General features: G+C 70.1%; 16 protein-coding genes. 7 read left to right on the top strand and 9 right to left on the bottom strand.

Annotated elements, in window-relative coordinates; genetic code table 11:
- Window positions 1-48 precede the first annotated feature (48 nt).
- Window positions 49-261: a hypothetical protein gene (locus GXW78_RS05760; RefSeq protein ID WP_211866893.1), complete on the top strand. Its 213-nt coding sequence runs from the start codon at window positions 49-51 to the stop codon at window positions 259-261.
- A gap of 25 nt (window positions 262-286) precedes the next feature.
- Here GXW78_RS05760 and metW read toward each other — a convergent pair whose 3' ends face one another.
- Window positions 287-889, bottom strand: coding sequence for a methionine biosynthesis protein MetW (gene metW / locus GXW78_RS05755; protein ID WP_211867109.1), 603 nt, complete (start codon window positions 887-889; stop codon window positions 287-289).
- Between the two features lie 160 nt (window positions 890-1,049).
- On the opposite strand from metW, the gene GXW78_RS05750 reads away from it, so the two are divergent.
- Window positions 1,050-1,760 carry a hypothetical protein gene (locus GXW78_RS05750; RefSeq protein WP_211866891.1) on the top strand — a complete coding sequence of 237 codons (711 nt, stop codon included), beginning with the start codon at window positions 1,050-1,052 and terminating at the stop codon, window positions 1,758-1,760.
- 9 nt (window positions 1,761-1,769) lie between these two features.
- Here the strand turns inward: GXW78_RS05750 and metX are convergent, their stop codons facing one another.
- The gene (gene metX, locus GXW78_RS05745) at window positions 1,770-2,924 is read right to left on the bottom strand and encodes a homoserine O-acetyltransferase MetX (RefSeq protein ID WP_211866889.1); all 1,155 of its coding nucleotides are present in this window, start codon (window positions 2,922-2,924) and stop codon (window positions 1,770-1,772) included.
- Between the two features lie 101 nt (window positions 2,925-3,025).
- On the opposite strand from metX, the gene GXW78_RS05740 reads away from it, so the two are divergent.
- Genes GXW78_RS05740 through GXW78_RS05730 form a run of 3 tightly spaced genes read left to right on the top strand, consistent with a single transcriptional unit; the run spans window position 3,026 to window position 5,830 of the window.
- Window positions 3,026-3,868 carry a chorismate mutase gene (locus tag GXW78_RS05740; protein WP_211866887.1) on the top strand — a complete coding sequence of 281 codons (843 nt, stop codon included), beginning with the start codon at window positions 3,026-3,028 and terminating at the stop codon, window positions 3,866-3,868.
- Complete coding sequence (hisC, locus tag GXW78_RS05735; protein ID WP_211866885.1) at window positions 3,865-4,950, top strand: histidinol-phosphate transaminase; 1,086 nt, start codon at window positions 3,865-3,867, stop codon at window positions 4,948-4,950. Before GXW78_RS05740 ends, hisC begins: the two co-directional genes overlap by 4 nt.
- Window positions 4,943-5,830, top strand: coding sequence for a prephenate/arogenate dehydrogenase family protein (locus GXW78_RS05730; protein WP_211866883.1), 888 nt, complete (start codon window positions 4,943-4,945; stop codon window positions 5,828-5,830). Before hisC ends, GXW78_RS05730 begins: the two co-directional genes overlap by 8 nt.
- Window positions 5,831-6,092: 262 nt before the next feature.
- Here the strand turns inward: GXW78_RS05730 and GXW78_RS05725 are convergent, their stop codons facing one another.
- Both GXW78_RS05725 and accD read right to left on the bottom strand, forming a co-directional pair.
- Window positions 6,093-7,364, bottom strand: a complete 1,272-nt coding sequence (locus GXW78_RS05725; RefSeq protein ID WP_211866881.1) for a bifunctional folylpolyglutamate synthase/dihydrofolate synthase — start codon at window positions 7,362-7,364, stop codon at window positions 6,093-6,095.
- A gap of 5 nt (window positions 7,365-7,369) precedes the next feature.
- On the bottom strand, window positions 7,370-8,296 hold the full coding sequence (gene accD, locus GXW78_RS05720) for an acetyl-CoA carboxylase, carboxyltransferase subunit beta (RefSeq protein WP_211866879.1): 927 nt from the start codon (window positions 8,294-8,296) through the stop codon (window positions 7,370-7,372).
- Between the two features lie 328 nt (window positions 8,297-8,624).
- Here accD and GXW78_RS05715 point away from each other — a divergent pair, with 328 nt between their 5' ends.
- The gene (locus GXW78_RS05715; protein WP_211866877.1) at window positions 8,625-9,104 is read left to right on the top strand and encodes a glutathione peroxidase; all 480 of its coding nucleotides are present in this window, start codon (window positions 8,625-8,627) and stop codon (window positions 9,102-9,104) included.
- An 82-nt stretch (window positions 9,105-9,186) separates the two neighbouring features.
- Here GXW78_RS05715 and GXW78_RS05710 read toward each other — a convergent pair whose 3' ends face one another.
- Both GXW78_RS05710 and katG read right to left on the bottom strand, forming a co-directional pair.
- Window positions 9,187-9,657 (bottom strand): hypothetical protein, encoded by a 471-nt coding sequence (locus GXW78_RS05710; protein WP_211866875.1) that lies wholly within the window; start codon window positions 9,655-9,657, stop codon window positions 9,187-9,189.
- A gap of 195 nt (window positions 9,658-9,852) precedes the next feature.
- On the bottom strand, window positions 9,853-12,051 hold the full coding sequence (gene katG / locus GXW78_RS05705) for a catalase/peroxidase HPI (RefSeq protein WP_211866873.1): 2,199 nt from the start codon (window positions 12,049-12,051) through the stop codon (window positions 9,853-9,855).
- Window positions 12,052-12,291: 240 nt separating this feature from the next.
- On the opposite strand from katG, the gene GXW78_RS05700 reads away from it, so the two are divergent.
- The gene (locus GXW78_RS05700; RefSeq protein WP_211866871.1) at window positions 12,292-13,203 is read left to right on the top strand and encodes a LysR substrate-binding domain-containing protein; all 912 of its coding nucleotides are present in this window, start codon (window positions 12,292-12,294) and stop codon (window positions 13,201-13,203) included.
- A gap of 203 nt (window positions 13,204-13,406) precedes the next feature.
- On the opposite strand, the gene GXW78_RS05695 is transcribed toward GXW78_RS05700, so the two are convergent.
- The 3 genes from GXW78_RS05695 to GXW78_RS05685 all read right to left on the bottom strand — a co-directional run bounded on the left by GXW78_RS05695 (window position 13,407) and on the right by GXW78_RS05685 (window position 16,955).
- On the bottom strand, window positions 13,407-14,429 hold the full coding sequence (locus tag GXW78_RS05695) for a helix-turn-helix domain-containing protein (RefSeq protein ID WP_211866869.1): 1,023 nt from the start codon (window positions 14,427-14,429) through the stop codon (window positions 13,407-13,409).
- A gap of 219 nt (window positions 14,430-14,648) precedes the next feature.
- Window positions 14,649-15,266 carry a DedA family protein gene (locus GXW78_RS05690; protein ID WP_211866867.1) on the bottom strand — a complete coding sequence of 206 codons (618 nt, stop codon included), beginning with the start codon at window positions 15,264-15,266 and terminating at the stop codon, window positions 14,649-14,651.
- Window positions 15,267-16,955: a glycosyltransferase family 39 protein gene (locus GXW78_RS05685; RefSeq protein ID WP_211866865.1), complete on the bottom strand. Its 1,689-nt coding sequence runs from the start codon at window positions 16,953-16,955 to the stop codon at window positions 15,267-15,269.
- Between the last annotated feature and the right edge of the window lie 23 nt (window positions 16,956-16,978).

Genomic DNA, 16,978 nt, shown 5'->3' with positions numbered 1-16,978 from the left:
CTGGTGCCCGACAGGCGGGGCGTTGAGAGTTCGATCATGGATGCGGTAATGCCCGTTTCTGAACATGACGAGGAGCGCACGGACAAGAGCGCTATCCTGATGATGCTGGCCTATGTCGAGGCCGAGTGTCGCAGGCTCGGCGTGACGGAAGCGGCGGACCACGCAGCGCAGGCGGCGACGATCCTGTCCCCGGCCGGGCCGGGTGCCGCGCCGCGGCGGTCGGGTGCCGCTGTCTTCATGCCGTTGCTCCCGCTGCACTGACCCGTCCTGGCCACACGGCCCGACTTCAGCCCGCGCGGCTCAATTGGAACAGCGCCTGTTCGCCGAACAGGTTGGCCAGCCGCACCGAGCGGCGCCACGGCGCCTTCAGCCCGCGCTCATCCACCGCGAGCCATTTCTCCACCCGATAGCCGTCCATCTCGCACAGCGCGAAGAAGTCGAGGATGGTGCACGGATGGATGTTGGGCGTCTCGTACCAGGGACGGTTCCAGGTGTCGGTGTCGGGCATGCGCCCGTTGCGGAGCAGGCGCCAGCGCATTTGCCAATGGCCGAAATTCGGAAAGGAGACGATGGCGTTCCGCCCGATGCGCAGCATCTGGCGCAGCACCTCGCGCGGCTTCTCCACCGCCTGCAACGTGCGCGACAGCACCACGAAGTCGAAGCCGCCATCCGGGTAGAAGGCGAGGTCGTTGTCGGCATCGCCATGGATGACCGCGAGGCCGGAGGAAACGGCCTTTGTCACCTCGGCCATGTCGATCTCGATGCCGCGCGCATCGGCCTGCTTCTCACGCGTGAGATGTTCGATCAGCGCGCCGTCACCGCAGCCGATGTCGAGCACCTTGGCGCCGGCTGGGATCATTTCCGCGATCAGGCGGAGGTCGAGCCGCATGTTCTTGGCGACGTAGCGGATGTCGGCGGGGGCTTCGGGCATGGTCCTGGACACGCGACGCAGGTATCCCTCCGGGCATAAGGCCCCGGCTTTGCCGCGGCAAGCCTCGCTTCAGCGAAGAACGGTAGCAGTTCCGCAACGACGGGACGATAATGTGCCCATGGCGGATGCACTCACCAGCGTCGCCCACCGGACATCGGCCGCGACGTCACCTGTCGCCTACGCCGTGGGTCTTGGCGGAGCCTGTCTCCTCGCCTGGATCGCAGCTTCCGTCCTGATCGGCGCCCCACCGCCCTATCACCGCCCCGGCGACTACACCGGCCCGCTGCACTGGACGGTGGCCTGGCTCTGGCTGGCGCCGCTGCCCTATGTCTTTGCCTGGTTCTTCCTGGTCAGCCGGCATCTCACGCGTGCCTTTCTCGCCTTGGCCATCCTCGGCGTTCTGACCGGCGCCGTCGCGCCGGTCGCGGGCATGGCGCTGCTCGGGCTGGGGCCGCTTGTCATCATGGGCAGCGTGCCGGTCGCGATGCTGTTCGGCGTGGTGATGGCTGCGCTGCAGGATGACGTTCCGCCCGGCCTCGCCGATGAATGGCAAGGCGCGCATGTGAAGGGCTGCTTCCTTGCGCTCGCGCCGTATTCGCTGGCTATGGCCGCGTTCTACGCGATGACCTTGTCCCCGGGGGGCGCGCCGGGCCGCGTGGTGCAGACGGTCCTGCCGCTTGCTGTCCTGGCGGTCGGATGGTGCTTCCACGCCGCCTGGTGCTGGCGCCTGCTGTCGCCGGCGCGGCGCGGCGCCGTGCCCTGGTGGCGCGTCGCCGTCCTGTTGTCGGTCTTCGGCATCGCCGTGCTCGCCGCGCTTGCGCGGGCGTAAGGCCGTTCGTCAGACGCTCGCCTTCTCCGCCGCGCCCTTCAGGAACCCCCCCAGCGCCGCATGGAACCCCGGTTCCTCCAGCAGGAAGGCGTCGTGCCCCTTGTCGCTCTCGATCTCGACGAAGCTCACGCTCGCGCCGGCCGCGTTCAGCGCGCGCACCGTTGCGCGGCTCTCGCTCGTCGGGAACAGCCAGTCGCTGCTGAAGGACGCCAGGAAGAACCGTGTTGCCGTGCCCCTGAACGCTGCCGACAGGTCGCCCTCATGCTCGGATGCCAGGTCGAAGAAATCCATCGCGCGCGTGATGGTCAGGTAGGAATTCGCGTCGAACCGCCGCACGAAGGTCGAGCCCTGGTGGCGCAGATAGCTCTCCACCTCGAACACGTCCTCGAGGAAGGTCAGCGCATTCGCGCCGCGCAGCCGCCGCCCGAACTTCCGCGTCAGCGCCTGTTCCGACAGATAGGTGATGTGCGCGACCATCCGCGCCACGGCGAGGCCCCGGGCCGGGATCCGCCCATCCTCCCAGTAGCGCCCGCCGCGCCAGTCGGGGTCGCCATGGATCGCCTGGCGGCCGACCTCGTGGAAGGCGATGTTCTGCGCGGAGTGATGCGCCGCGCAGGCGATGGGCGCGGCGGCGAGCACATGGTCCGGATATGTCGCGGCCCATTCCAGCACCTGCATCCCACCCATCGACCCGCCGATCACGGCGAGCCAGCGCCCGATGCCGAGATGCTCCATCAGCCGCTTCTGCGCGCGGACCATGTCGCGGATCGTCACCTGCGGGAAATCGGTGCCCCAGGGGCGGCCGAGGCCGCGCCCCTCGGCATCGGTCATCTCGCTGCGCGGCCCGGTCGAGCCCATGCAGCCGCCCAGGACATTGGCGCAGATCAGGAAGTAGCGATCGGTGTCGAGCGGCTTGCCGGGGCCGACGATGCTCTCCCACCAGCCGGATTTGCCGGTGACGGGGCTCGGCTCCGCCAAGTACTGGTCCCCGGTCAGCGCATGGCAGACCAGCACGGCATTCGTCTTCGCGGCGTTCAGCGTGCCATAGGTGCGGTAGGCGACGGTCATCGGCACCAGCACCGCGCCGCAATCCAGCGGCATGCCGTCAGCGAAGACGGCGTGCTGGTGGTCCACCTCGGGGAAGGGGGCGATCGCCTGGGACATGGGGCCGGCAGCATTAGGGCCGGTGGTTCCCGACCGCAACGGCCATCACGCCGCGCAGCCGCTTGGCGGGCTGCGCGGCGCCGTCTATTGGAATCGCACCCATGCCCGATACCCCCGCCCTGCCCCCGGCCGCCCCGGAGATCGCCGCCCTCCGCGCCGAGATCGACGCGATCGATGACGCGATGCACGACCTGCTGATGGAGCGCTCCCAGGTGGTCGGGCGTCTCGCCGGCAGCCGCGCCAAGGGCAGCGGGTCCCCGCTCCGCCCGGGGCGGGAGGCCGTGGTGCTGCGTCGCCTGCTTGCCCGCCACACCGGCCCGTTGGGGCGGGACCGCATCGTGCGCATCTGGCGGGAGGTGTTCATGGCGAGCACCGCCATCCAGGGTGCCTTCTCGGTCGCCGTCTTCTCGGCCGATGCCCATGCCGACGAGGCGCGGCTGACGCGCGAGCATTTCGGGCCGATCACGCCGGTTCGCCTGCATCCCACGCCGTTCCGCGCCCTGGCGGCCGTCAGCGACGGCGAAGCCTCGGTGGCCGTGCTGCCGATGCCCTCGGAAGGTGACCCCGCCGAGACGGCCTGGTGGGCGCTCCTGGATGCTCCACGCCTGCAGGTGGTCGCCCGGCTGCCCTTCATGGCGGCCAATGATGGCGCGGGCGCGCTCGTCGTCGCGCCGACGCCGCCCGATCCGTCGGGCGAGGACCGCACCCTCGTGTTGCTTGAGGCGGCGAACCGCGTCTCCCGCACCGCGATCGCCCACACGCTGGCCGAGGCGGGCCTGTCCGTGCCGTCGCTGCTGCTGGCGCGGTCGGAGGACGGCACGCTCGCCCTGGCGGAGATCGAGGGTTTCCTCGCGCCCGGCGACCCGCGTCTTGCGGCGCTGCCCTGGCCGCGGCGCACCATTCTCGGCGCCTATGCCGCGCCGGTTGCCGGAGACCCAGCATGACCGTCGTGCCGCGCCCCTCCATCCTGGCGGTCGAGCCCTATGTCGGCGGGGAATCCAAGATCCCGGGCGTGAACCGGATCGTGAAGCTGTCCTCCAACGAAGGCCCCTTCGGCCCGCCGCCCGGTGCGATCGAGGCGATCCGCGCCATGGCGGCCGAGGCGCACCGCTACCCGGATGGCGGCGCGAAGGCGATCCGCGAGGCGATCGGCGCGCGCTTCGGGCTGGATCCCGCGCGCATCGTGGTCGGCAACGGGTCCGACGAATTGCTGGCGCTGCTGATCCTTGCCTATGGCGGCGAGGGCACCGAGCTGGTGATGAGCGCCCACGGCTTCCTGATGTATGAGATCACCGGCCTCTGGGCCGGCTGCCGCATCATCAAGGTGCCGGAGAAGAACCTGACCACGGATGTGGACGGGATGCTGGCGGCGGTCGGGCCGCGCACGCGGCTGGTGTTCCTGGCGAACCCCAACAATCCGACGGGGTCGATCCTGCCGCAATCGGAAGTGGAGCGCCTGCGCCTCGGGCTGCGCGACGACATCCTGCTGGTGCTCGACAGCGCCTATGCCGAATACGTCACGCGGCCGGACTACGATGCGGGCGCGAAGCTCGTGGACTCGTCGAGCACGACGGTCATGACGCGTACCTTCTCGAAGATCTTCGGCATGGGCGGAATGCGGCTCGGCTGGTGCTATGCGCCGGCGCCGGTGATTGACGTGCTGTCGCGCGTTCGCGGGCCGTTCAACGTGAACGCGGCGGCGATGGCCGCAGGCGTAGCCGCGCTCGCCGAGAAGGGTTGGATCGAGAAGTCCGTCGCGCACAACACCGAATGGCGCGGCAAGGTGACCGATGCGCTGACCGCGGCCGGCATCAAGGTGTGGCCGAGCGAGGGCAATTTCCTGCTCGTCGATTTCGGTACGGGTGCCAAGGCCAAGGCGGCCGACGACGCAATGAAGCAGCGCGGTCTGATCGTGCGCGCCATGGGCGGCTACGGCCTGCCGCAATGCCTGCGCATCACGATCGGCACCGCTGAGGAATGCACCATGGTGATCGAGGCGCTGACCGCGTTCGTGCGGCATGGCTGAGCCGATCTTCAACCGGCTCTGCCTGATCGGCATCGGGCTGATCGGGTCCTCCATCGCGCGCGTCGCACAGAAGCGCGGCGACATCGCACGCACCGTGGTCGCGACGGCGCGGCGGCCGCAGACGCTGGCGCGCGTGCGGGAGCTCGGCATCGTCGACGTGGTCGAGGATGACATCGGCAAGGCCGTCGAGGGCTGCGACTGCGTCGTGCTCTGCGTGCCGGTCGGGGTCTATGCCGCGGTGATGCGGCGGATCGCGCCGCATCTGGCGAAGGGCTGCATCCTGACGGATGTGGGTTCGACCAAGGGCAGCGTGGTGCGCGACCTGACGCCGCTGCTGCCGGAGGGCGTGCAGCTGATCCCGGCGCACCCGATGGCCGGCACCGAGCATTCCGGCCCGGATGCCGGCTTCCCTGAACTGTTCGAGGGCCGCTACGCCATCGTCACGCCGCTGCCCGGTGCCGATCCCGAGGCGGTGGAGAAGATCCGCGAGATGTGGCGCCGCTGCGGGTCGATGATCGAGACGCTCGATCCCGTCACGCACGACAAGGTCGTCGCGATGGTGTCCCACCTGCCGCACCTGATTGCCTTCACCATCTGCGGCACGGCGGATGATTTGGCCGAGGAGACGAAGGAGGCCGTGCTGAACTTCGCCGCCTCCGGCTTCCGCGATTTCACCCGCATCGCCGGGTCGGATGTCGACATGTGGCGCGACATCTTCCTCAACAACCGCGAGGCGCTGCTGGAGATGCTGGCGCGCTTCAGCGAGGACGCGCACGCGCTCGGCCGCGCAGTACGCTACGGCCAGGCGGAGTTCATCGAGGACCGCATCCGGCGCGGACGGAAGATCCGGCGTGAGCTGATCGAGCGGAAGCAGGCGTAGGCCGAGCGGCCCGCTTGGAGAGAACGATGGACCCCGATCAAGCCAGGGCCTTCGGCACCTCCGACATCGTGCCGGCATTGGCGCGCCCTGTCGCCTGCCGGACACGCTCCCCTCGGTGCGGTCGGTCCGTCGAAGCCTAGCGACCGGCTGTTCGTCTCGGTCAGCGCCCGCGCTGACCGGAGCAAGCTGCAGCGCCCTTTCCTGACCTTCGTCCGGTGGACCGGCTTCGCCTTTCACCGTTGTCGCGCAGGTTTAGCGCCGGTCAGCCGGCCTCGGCCTTCAGCACCTCGCCAGCGAGGTAGAGGCTCCCGCAGATGAGGATGCGCCCCGGCGCGTCCTCCTTGGCGATGCGGGCCAGGGCCTCGGCCACCGTCGGGCCGGGGCGCGCCACGCCGTCACTCGCCGCGACGATGTCGTCGACCTCCATGGCCAGGTGCTGGCCCGGTTCGGCGACGGCCGTCAGCGACGTCGCGAAGGGGATCAGCGGCTGGAGAAACTCCGCGCTCGCCTTGCCCTTCTTCATGCCGACGACGAGGTGCAGCGGCCGGTCGCGCCACGATGCCAAGTGTTCCGCCAGCGCCAGGCCGGCACCGGCATTGTGGCCGCCGTCGAGCCAGAGCTCGAACCCCGCCGGCAGAGACCGGGCCAGTTCACCGCGCAACCGCTGCAGCCGCGCCGGCCACTCCGCGGAAGCGACCCCGCGCGCGATGGCCTCGTCCGTCAACCAGCCGGGGTTCCAGGCGCGCAGCGCGGCAATGGCGATACCGCCATTGTCCGCCTGGTGCGGGCCGGGCAGCGATGGATGTGGCAGGTCCAGCACACCGCGTGCATCGGCGTAGCGCAGGCCGCCCCCCGCGAACTCGCAGCGCCAGTCGCGCCCCCGCGCCAGCAGCGCCGCGCCGCGTTCCATCGCCACGCGCTCCAGCACGGCCATCGCCGCCGGATCCTGGAGCCCCGTCGCGCAGGGCACGCCGGCCTTCATGATGCCGGCCTTCTCGCCGGCGATGCCTTCCAGCCGGTCGCCGAGGAATTCCATGTGGTCCATGGAAATGCTGGCGATCGCCGTCGCCGCCGGCCGGTCGACCACATTCGTCGCGTCGTAGATGCCGCCGAGCCCGACTTCCAGCACCAGCAGATCCGCCGGCACGCGGCTGAACAGCAGCAGCGCGACGGCGGTCGTCACTTCGAAGACGGTGATGGGGTCGCCGGCATTGACGGCCTCGACCTCCTCCAGCGCGGCGGTCAGCGCTTCCTCGCTCACCAGCTCACCGGCCAGGCGGATGCGCTCATGGAACCGCACCAGATGCGGGGAGGTGTAGACATGCACCCGCTGCCCGGCGGCTTCGGCGATGGCGCGGGTGAAGGCGCAGGTCGACCCCTTGCCGTTCGTGCCCGCCACATGGATCACCGGCGGCAGGTTGCGCTCGGGATGGCCGAGCTTCGCCAGCGCGCGATGCATCCGGTCCAGGCTGAGGTCGATCAGCTTCGGATGCAGCGCGTGCAGGCGGTCGATGATGGCCTCGGCACGCGACATCGGGATCACCCCTGGGCCGGCGCGGGCGTCTCCTCGACGGCAGGCGGATCGGGCGGTGCCTCCAGCGTCGGCCCGGGATCCTGGGCGAGCACCGGTACGCGCAGCAGGCCGATGACACGCGCGAGCGTCGCCCGCATCTCCCCCCGCTTCACCACCAGGTCAAGGATGCCGTGCTCGAGCAGGTACTCCGCGCGCTGGAAGCCTTCCGGCAGCTTCTCGCGCACCGTCTGCTCGATCACCCGCGCGCCGGCGAAGCCGATCATAGCGCCGGGCTCGGCGATCTGGATGTCGCCCAGCATGGCGAAGGATGCGGTGACGCCGCCCGTCGTCGGGTCGCACATCACGACGATGAAGGGCAGCCCCGCCTCCTTCACCATGCGCGACGCGATGACGGTGCGCGGCATCTGCATCAGGGACACGGCGCCTTCCTGCATGCGCGCCCCGCCCGAGGCGGTGAAGACGATCAGCGGCGCATCCTGCAGCACGGCGAGCTTGGCAGCGGTGACGAGCGCCTCCCCGACGCCGGCGCCCATCGATCCACCCATGAAGGCGAATTCCATGGCGGCGACGACGGCGCGCTGGCCCTCGATCGTGCCGTGAGCGACGGCGACGGCGTCATCCATCGCCGACTTCACCTGCGCTTCCTTCAGGCGGTCGGAATACCGGCGCTGGTCGCGAAAACGCAGCGGGTCCGCCGGGGCGCGCGGCAGCTCGATCCGCGAGAAGCCGGCATCGAGCGTAATCTCGATCCGCCGCAGGGCGGAGATGCGCATGTGGTGGCCGCAATGCGGACAGACATGCAGCGCCGCGTCGAGGTCGCGACGGAAGATCATCTGCTCGCAGGCCGGGCACTTGTGCCAGAGGTTCTCCGGCACGTCCCGCTTGAACAGGCCCGAGATCTTCGGCAGGGCCCAATCGGAAATCCAGTTCATCGCAGTCCCTCGGTGCGGCGGCAGCCTCGCGCGGGAGGGGAGTAGGGGGTGCGGGGGGCCGGGCGCAAGAGCAGGCTGGGGAGGATGAGCGGAGGGAAGGGACCCGGGGAGGGGCCTTGCCCCTCCCCGCACCCCGCCCCACCAAAGGCCGAAAGGCCTTTGGAAACCGATACTTGGCGCGGTGTGGAAGCTGCCGGCTATACGGCGCCGTCCGTGGAGCTCCCGGGGCGGGATATCGTGAGGGCCGCGCTTAATTCAATCAGTGATAGAGTATCGGGAATGGCTTAGCGCCTTGCCGTTCCACCCGGGCATGAGGCACCAGGACGCCATGAGCATCGACGACATCGAGGCCGTGACCATCGACGGCCGCCGCATCGCCCTGTCGGACTACGCCGGCCGCGCCCTGTTGGTCGTCAACGTCGCCAGTCGCTGCGGCTTTACCCCACAATACGACGGGCTGGAGGCGCTGCATCGTCGCTACGCGCCGCGCGGCCTCTCCGTCCTCGGCTTTCCCTGCAACCAGTTCGGCGCGCAGGAGCCGGGAGACGAGGCTACGATCCGCGGCTTCTGCGACACCCGCTTCGGCGTCACCTTCGACCTTTTCGCCAAGGTCGAGGTGAATGGCCGGAATGCCCACCCACTGTTCCGCGCGCTGAAGGCGGCGGCGCCGGGCCTGCTGCGCACGCAGGCGATCAAATGGAACTTCACCAAATTCCTCGTCGATCCGGCGCGGCAATCCGTCCGCCGCTATGCGCCGCAGGTTCCGCCGGACCGGATCGCCCCGGAAATCGCGGCGATGCTGCCCTAAGGGCATCCGCGCGCGAGCTGCTCCGCGGCCGTGCGGCCGACGAACGCGCCGCGTCAGCGGAAAGCCCGGGCGGCATGCTGTATCACCGTGCCGTCAGCCGCGGCCGCCCGGCCTTGCGCGGCGTCGCGGCCGGTGCCGGCTGCGGCGCCCGGATCCGAAGCAGCACGTCCACCCGCCCCGGCTGATCGGCGATCGCTTGGCGGATGATGGCGGACAGCGTCTCGGGCGAGACGTCCAGATCGACCATCGTCGCCGTCGCCTCATCCAGCATGTGGGAGTGGGGATGCGCCACGCTGTCGTAGACCGGCGCCGTGCCCATCGTCGGAACCCGCCCCAGCAGGCCGCGGCCGGCGAGTGCCTCCAGAAGGTCGGCGATCTCCGCGCGACCGATGGCGAGGCCGCCCTCGGCGGCGATGCGCTGCGCATCGGCAGCGTCGATATGCGTCTCCTCGGCGATACGCAGCAGCGTCAGCAGGCGCGGCAAGGGGCCGTCGGCGGACAGGCCTGCCCGGCGCACATCCTCCCGCGCCGCGATATCCGCGGTGCTGCCCATGCCTTCCTCCCTTCGGGGTCTCACGCCCCGTGAGCAGGGGCCATACCCCTGCGCGCCTGGAGGGCGGGAGTACCCGCCGCACCCGACGCCTCGTACTGACTCTCGATGGATGCCCTTCGGCGTTGCTCCGCAACGTCAATGGGCACCCTGGCGGCGGCGAGCGCCGGAGAGGGACAGCGCCCCTCTCCGACTCCCTCAGCGCAGGTCGAACCGATCCGCGTTCATCACCTTCGCCCAGGCCGCGACGAAATCGTTGATGAACTTCGGCCCGTTGTCGGCCTGCGCGTAAACCTCCGCCAGCGCGCGGAGTTGGGAGTTCGACCCGAACACCAGATCGACGCGCGTGCCGGTCCACTTCACCGCGCCGCTCTCGCGGTCGCGGCCTTCGAAGACCTCCGCCGTCTCGTCCGTCGGCGTCCAGGCCGTGCCCATGTCGAGCAGGTTGACGAAGAAGTCGTTCGTCAGGTTGCCCGGCTGCGCCGTGAAGACGCCATGCGTCGAGCCGCCATGATTCGCCCCGAGCACGCGCAGCCCGCCGACCAGCACCGTCATCTCGGGCGCCGTCAGCGTCAGTAGCTGCGCCTTGTCGACCAGCTGCTCCTCGGCCGAGACGGTGTAGCGTGCCTTGCGGTAGTTGCGGAACCCGTCCGCCTCGGGCTCCAGCGGCGCGAAGGAATGGGCGTCGGTCTGTTCCTCCGTCGCATCCGTCCGGCCTGGCGAGAACGGCACGGTCACGGTGTGACCGGCATCCTTCGCCGCCTTCTCGATGGCGGCCGAACCGCCCAGCACGATCAGGTCGGCGAGCGATACCTGTTTGCCGCCGGCGCTGAACGCCTTCTGCACGGCTTCGAGCTTGCCCAGCACCTCGGCAAGCTGCGCCGGCTGATTGGCCTCCCAGTCCTTTTGGGGGGCGAGGCGGATGCGGGCGCCATTCGCCCCACCGCGGCGGTCCGACCCGCGGAAGGTCGAGGCCGAGGCCCAGGCGGCCGAAACGAGCTGCGAAACCGACAGGCCGGTGGCGAGGATATCCGCCTTCAGCTTGGCGACATCAGCTTCGCCGATCGGCGCGCCAGTCGCAGCCGGCACGGGGTCCTGCCAGATCAGATCCTCGGCCGGGACGAGCGGGCCGAGGTAGCGGACCTTCGGCCCCATGTCGCGATGCGTCAGCTTGAACCAGGCGCGGGCGAACGCGTCCTGGAACTGGTCCGGGTTCTGGTGGAAGCGCTCGGAGATCTTCCGGTATTCCGGGTCCATCTTCATCGCCATGTCCGCCGTCGTCATCATCGGCGGATGGCGCTTCGCCGGATCGAACGCGTCCGGCACCAAGGTCTGCGCCTCGGGGTTCTTCGGCTTCCACTGGTTGGCGCCCGCCGGGCTCTTGGTCAGTTCCCAGTCGAAGCCGAGCAGCATCTCGAAATAGCTGCCGTCCCACTTGGTCGGCGTCGGCGTCCAGGCGCCCTCGATGCCGCTGGTGATGGCATCGCCGGCCTTGCCGGACGCGAAGGTGCTGATCCAACCGAGGCCCATCTGCTCGATGGCGCCGGCTTCCGGCTCGCGCCCGACCAGCGTCGCGTCCCCGGCACCGTGGCACTTGCCGAAGGTGTGGCCGCCGGCGGTCAGCGCCACCGTCTCCTCATCGTTCATCGCCATGCGCGAGAAGGTCTCGCGGATGTCGCGGCCGGAGGCGAGCGGGTCCGGCGTGCCGTTCGGCCCTTCCGGGTTCACGTAGATCAGGCCCATCTGCACGGCGGCGAGCGGGTTCTCCAGCTGGCGGTCGCCGGTGTAGCGCTTGTCGCCCAGCCACACATCCTCGGCGCCCCAGTAGATGTCTTCTTCCGGTTCCCAGATGTCGGGCCGGCCGAAGCCGAAGCCGAAGGTCTTCAGCCCCATCGATTCCATCGCGACGGTGCCCGTCAAAACCAGCAGATCGGCCCAGGAGATGCTGTTGCCGTACGTCTGCTTGATCGGCCACAGCAGGCGGCGCGCCTTGTCGAGATTGGCGTTGTCGGGCCACGAATTCTCGGGCGCGAAGCGCTGCGCGCCGGTCGATCCCCCGCCGCGGCCGTCCGCCGTGCGATAGGTGCCGGCCGCGTGCCAGGACATGCGCACGAATAGCGGGCCGTAATGCCCGTAATCCGCCGGCCACCAGTCCTGGCTGACCGTCATCAGCGCAACCAGGTCCTTCTTCAGCGCCGCGACGTCGAGCTTCTTGAAAGCCTCGGCATAGTCGAAGCCGGCACCCATGGGGTCGGACTTGGAGGACTGCTGGCTGAGCATCCGCAGATTCAGCGAATTCGGCCACCAGTCACGGTTCGACCGGGTGGAGAAGCGCGCCGTCGTCGGCCTCCCGTGCGCCACCGGGCACTTGCCGCCGCTCTGACCATGTCCGTCCATCGTTTCTCTCCATCTGGCTGGCGCTGCGCGGCTGGGGCCATGCAGTCGCTGGCGAAGCGAATGGAGCCAGCGGGCCACCGTTGCGCGTGCCCGCCATTCCCCCACCCATCGGAGGGAGCGTAGGCAGCCCACGGACGATCGCGGAAGTGACAAGTTGCGAAGGGGTCGATAGACGGTGCCAATCGTCGCGGCGGGCAGGTCATCTGCCGCGCCGCAGCATCCCCGAAGACGCCCGATCGCATGAACCTGCGCGACCTCCGCTACCTGCTCGCCGTTGCCGAGTACCGCCATTTCGGCCGCGCCGCGGAGGCCTGCCGCGTCAGCCAGCCCACCCTGTCGGTGCAGCTTCGCAAGCTGGAACACGAACTCGGCACCGTGCTGTTCGAGCGTAACAGCAAGCAGGTGGTCCCCACCCCGGTCTGCGAGCTGCTGCTCACCCATGCCCGCGTCGCCGTCGCCGAGGCCGACGCCATGGCCGCGGTCGCCCGCGCCGCCATGGACCCGCTGCGCGGAGAACTGCGCATCGGCATCATCCCGACACTCGGCCCCTATCTCCTGCCCCTCATTTTCGGGCCCCTCCGGGCTGCGTTGCCGGCCCTCGAACTGGAACCGTGGGAAGACGTGACGGCGGTCCTGCTCGACCGGCTGCGGGCGCATGAACTGGACGCCGCGATCATCGCGACCGAACCCGAGGGCGCGGAGATCGCCACCACGGCGCTGTTCACCGAGCCGTTCCACGCCGCGCTCCCGCCGGACCACGCGCTGTCCGGCAGAACCCGCATCTCCGAGGAGGAACTCGCGCCGGATGTGCTCGTCCTCGCGGACGGCCATTGCCTGCGCGACCAGGCACTCACCGCCTGCGGCCTGGCGGGGCCCCAGGGCGGATCGCTGCGCGCCTCCTCGCTGGCCACTCTGATCAACATGGTCGCCGCAGGCTACGGGACGACGCTGATCCCCGGCCTCGCGGCCGGCGCCGCACAGGATGCCGGGATCACCCTGGTGCCGCTGCGCCGCGGCGTGTCGCGTACAGTGCGCATCGCATGGCGCACGGCCTTCCCGCGCCGCGCCGCGGTGGAAGCCGTGGCACGGGTGATCGCGGAGCGGCTGAAGCCGTTCTCGCTGGCGGCGGGTGCGGTGCCGACGCTGGGGTGAGCGTGGAAAGCACGGAAAGGGGCTTTGCCCCTCTCCGGACCTCTCCCCACCAAAGGCCGAAGGGCCTTTGGAAACCACTACTGGCGCGGTGCGTATGTGTCGGATCGAGTGGCGGAGGCCGTTCTGGGCGTCGCGTCGGCCGTCAGGCCGCCGGTCCAAGCCCGCAGGTGGTTCGAAGGGCTGGATCCCACTCGAATCCCGCCTCAGAACGCCCGCAGGCAGTCGCTCAACGACCGGAAATCCGCTCCCATGCTCGGCTTCCAGGTTCCCCCCGGCGCTTCGCCGGCGCGGGATGCCGCGCGCAGGTCGCTCGGCGTCACGCCGAACTCCCGGCGGAAGGTGCGGCTGAACGTCGACGGCTCGTAGAAGCCGCAGGCTTCCGCCAGCAGCGAGATCGGCCGTTCCTCCGCGGGGTTGGACAGCGCGGCATGGACCGCGCGCAGCCGGTGGCGCTGGATGTAGCGGATCACGCCACCCTCGCCTTCCAGCAGCCGGTAGAGCTGGGACCGCGACATGCCCACTTCGCGGCACAGGGCGGCAGGGGTCAGGGTGGCGGAATGCAGGCGCCGGCGGATCACCTGGCGGACACGCTCCAGCCGGGTCAGGTCGATCTGGCCGCCGGTATCGGACAGGCGCTCAGCGGTGGGGGCGACGCAGGCAGCGACCATGGCCTGGATGGCGGTGCCAAGCTTGTTGCGCTCGGGCGCCGCGAGGCCGGGCAGGGCGTCACCCAGCATGCGGAGGTAGTCGGCGAGGAGTTGGCCGAGCGGGCCATCGACCATCTCGCCCCGCACCCGGTCGAGTTCCGGGGCGAGCGCGCCGAAACGGTCGCGCGGCAGATAGAGGTGCAGGCGGTCGTCGGCCTCGCGCTCACTCTCGATCGGGTCCGCGAGGGAGACGACGAAGCTGCGACCGGCGGGCACCAGCACGCCGCCCTCGGACAGGGTCAGGCGCGTCTCGCGGCGGCCGACGACGATCACCCAATGGTCGGTGGGGTCGCGGCGGATGCGCCGGGTGTCACGCACCGAATGCAGCTTGGGTGCCCGCACGTGCCCGAAGATGGCGCCGCCGGCCGCCCAGGTGGTGCTCTCCGCCTCGAAGCCCCTGGTCGGCCCGTCACCGCTCGGGCACAGGTCGAAAACCGGCCTGAAATAGGTGCGCCACGCCTCATACTGCTCCGCCTCGGGCAGCGACAGGGTGGAGAAGACGAGCGGTGAAATCGGCATCCGCGATGCGTTCCTGCTTCGCGGCCGCACCCCGTCGCTGGCGCTCGCTCGCTGGGATCGGCCCGGGGGCGCCTGAGCATGCTGCGTTCGCTTGCGCGCGCGCCGCCCGCTCCAGCCTTCTGTTTGAGAGCATTCTCGCACGTCCGGATGAATCCACCGGAACGTGAACGCGCTCTAGATCACCGGGTTCGGCGGCGTGTCAAGGGCGGAATGACCGGCTCATCCCTGCCGGCGCCGACGGGCGCGCCGAAAGGCGAAGATCAGGTGCGCCGCGTAGCCGCCTACTGCCACGCCCACCACGACCCAGGCGAGTGGTTCAACCCAGCCCTCGACCTTGTCGTAGTGTTCCTCGAGAAAGTAGCCGGCGAGGGCGAGGAAGGTCAGCCAGACCGCCGAACCGAGGGCAGTCCAGAGGTAGAAGACACCACGGCGGATCCCGACCATGCCGGCCGGCACGGAAATCAGCGTCCGCACGCCGGGGAACATGCGCCCGATGCAGATGGCGAAAGGCCCCCAGCGGCGCAACAGGCCCGTGGCGCGGTCGAGGTCTTCCTCCTCCACCGCGAACCACTTGCCGTAACGGGCGACCAGGGGGCGGAAGCGTTCGACCCCGAGCCAGCGGCCGAGCTCGTACCAGACGATATTGCCGACGACCGTTCCGGCCACGGCGAAGACGATGAGCCAGGGAAGCGACATCTGGCCGCGCGCGGCGGCGAAGCCGGAGGCCGCCATGATGAGCTCGGACGGAATGGGCGGGAACAGGTTCTCCAGCACCATCAGGGCGAAAACGCCCCACAGGCCGCCCGCGGCGACCATCTCCGTGACCCACTGGAACATCTATTCGACCTTGAAGAGGGACATGGCGACCTGGCGGCCGCGGACGTAGTTCAGGCCGCTGACGATGCCGAGTTCCCGCACCGCGAGCCCGCGATCCGTCGCGGCGCGCCGGAAGGCGGCTTCCTGCCGGTCGTTCACGGCGACAATGCGGCCGGGCGCGCCGGCGAGGAACTCCGCCGCCGCCGCGCCATCGCGCAGCAGGCGAATATCGCCCCCCATGGCGAATTGCAGGGATGGCTCGTGGTGGCCGACCACGCCGAAATCCCGCGCCGGCAGGCCGGGGGCCATGGCGGCGACCTGCGCGGCGAGGCGCGGCGAGAGCCACACCGCCTGCAGCCGGGGGATCACGCCTTCCAGCACCGAGGCAAAGAGCGGCACCACCAAGATGGAGGCGGCAAGCGCCGCCCGCCCCCATTGCGCGCGGCGGCCCATGCGGACCAGCGCCCAGGTCATGAAGACGCCTGCCGCGAGGCCAGTGATCGCGAAGGGCTCGACCCGCCCTTCCACATGCAGCACCGCATAGCCCGCCACCAGCGGCAGGCCGATTGCCACGCCGCCGAGGGCGAGCCCCGCCAGCCAGTCCAACCACCGCGGCGGCGCCTGCCGCAGCGGGTCCATCGCCCAGCGCGCGCCGAGCAGCATCAGCGCGGGGAAGGCCGGCAGGGTGTAGTGCGGCAGCTTGGTCGCCACCGCCTCGAACAGCAGCCAGGTGGGCACGGCCCAGGCGAGCAGGAAGCGCACCGGCGCCTGCATCCGGTCGGCCCAGGAGCCCGGCAGCGCGCGCAGCACGATCCAGGCCGAGGGAAAGGCGGTGATGCCGAAGATCGCGGCGTACATGCCGGGCGGGCCCCAATGAGCTTCCTCACCCGAGCCGACCTTGTCGAGCATGTCGCCGCCGATCGCCTCGGCGAAGAAGCGGCCCTCGGTGGCGATGCCGATGGCGACGAACCACGGGGCGGCGAACAGCACCATCAGCGGAATGCCCCAGCCGACCTGCAACGCCCGCAGCCAGGGGGCCGAGAGGCGCCACCAGGGCGCGCCGGTGGGGCGGTCCATGACCGCCAGCGTCAACCCCGCCAGCAAGGGGATCATGGGCGCTATCGGGCCCTTGAGCAGCACGCCAATGCCGAGCACCGCCCAGAATGCCGCCGCCTGGCCCGTGGTGAAGGCCTGCGGCGTCAGATAGGCGCGGCCCATCAGCCCCATGGCGATGGTGATGGTCGCCAGCAGCGCCGCATCGGTCTTGGCGATATGGGTTTCGACCAGCAGCACCATGCAGGGCGCGAGCATCGCCGCCGCGACGAAGGCGGCGCGCCGCCCGACGAGCGTCCGGCCGAGCAAGCAGGTTGCCAGCACCGCAATGAGCGCCCCGATCAACGATGGCAGGCGATAGGCCCAGATCCGGTCCCGCGCCGGGACGCCCACGGCTTCCAGCGCATGGACCGTCGCCGCCTGCGCCCAGTGGATGCCGGCGGGCTTCTTGTTGCGCTCGACCTCCCCCAGCCGGATGCGGACATAGTCGCCGGAGTCGACCATCTGGCGGCTGGCCTGGGCGAAGCGGGATTCGTCCCGGTCCCCCGCGGGGATGGTGAAGAAGCCCGGCAGCCAGAGCAGCAGGCACAGCAGCACGAGCCACGGCACCGGCCGTCGCGTCTCGGTTAGCCGGTCGAGGAAGGCAGCGGCGCGCATCGCGCGCGGCGTCTAGCATGCAA

The sequence above is a fragment of the Neoroseomonas terrae genome, assembly GCF_018129025.1.
Lineage (GTDB): Bacteria > Pseudomonadota > Alphaproteobacteria > Acetobacterales > Acetobacteraceae > Neoroseomonas > Neoroseomonas terrae.
The sequence above is the reverse complement of the archived record's forward strand: the minus strand, read 5'-3'. Positions and strand labels throughout refer to the sequence as shown.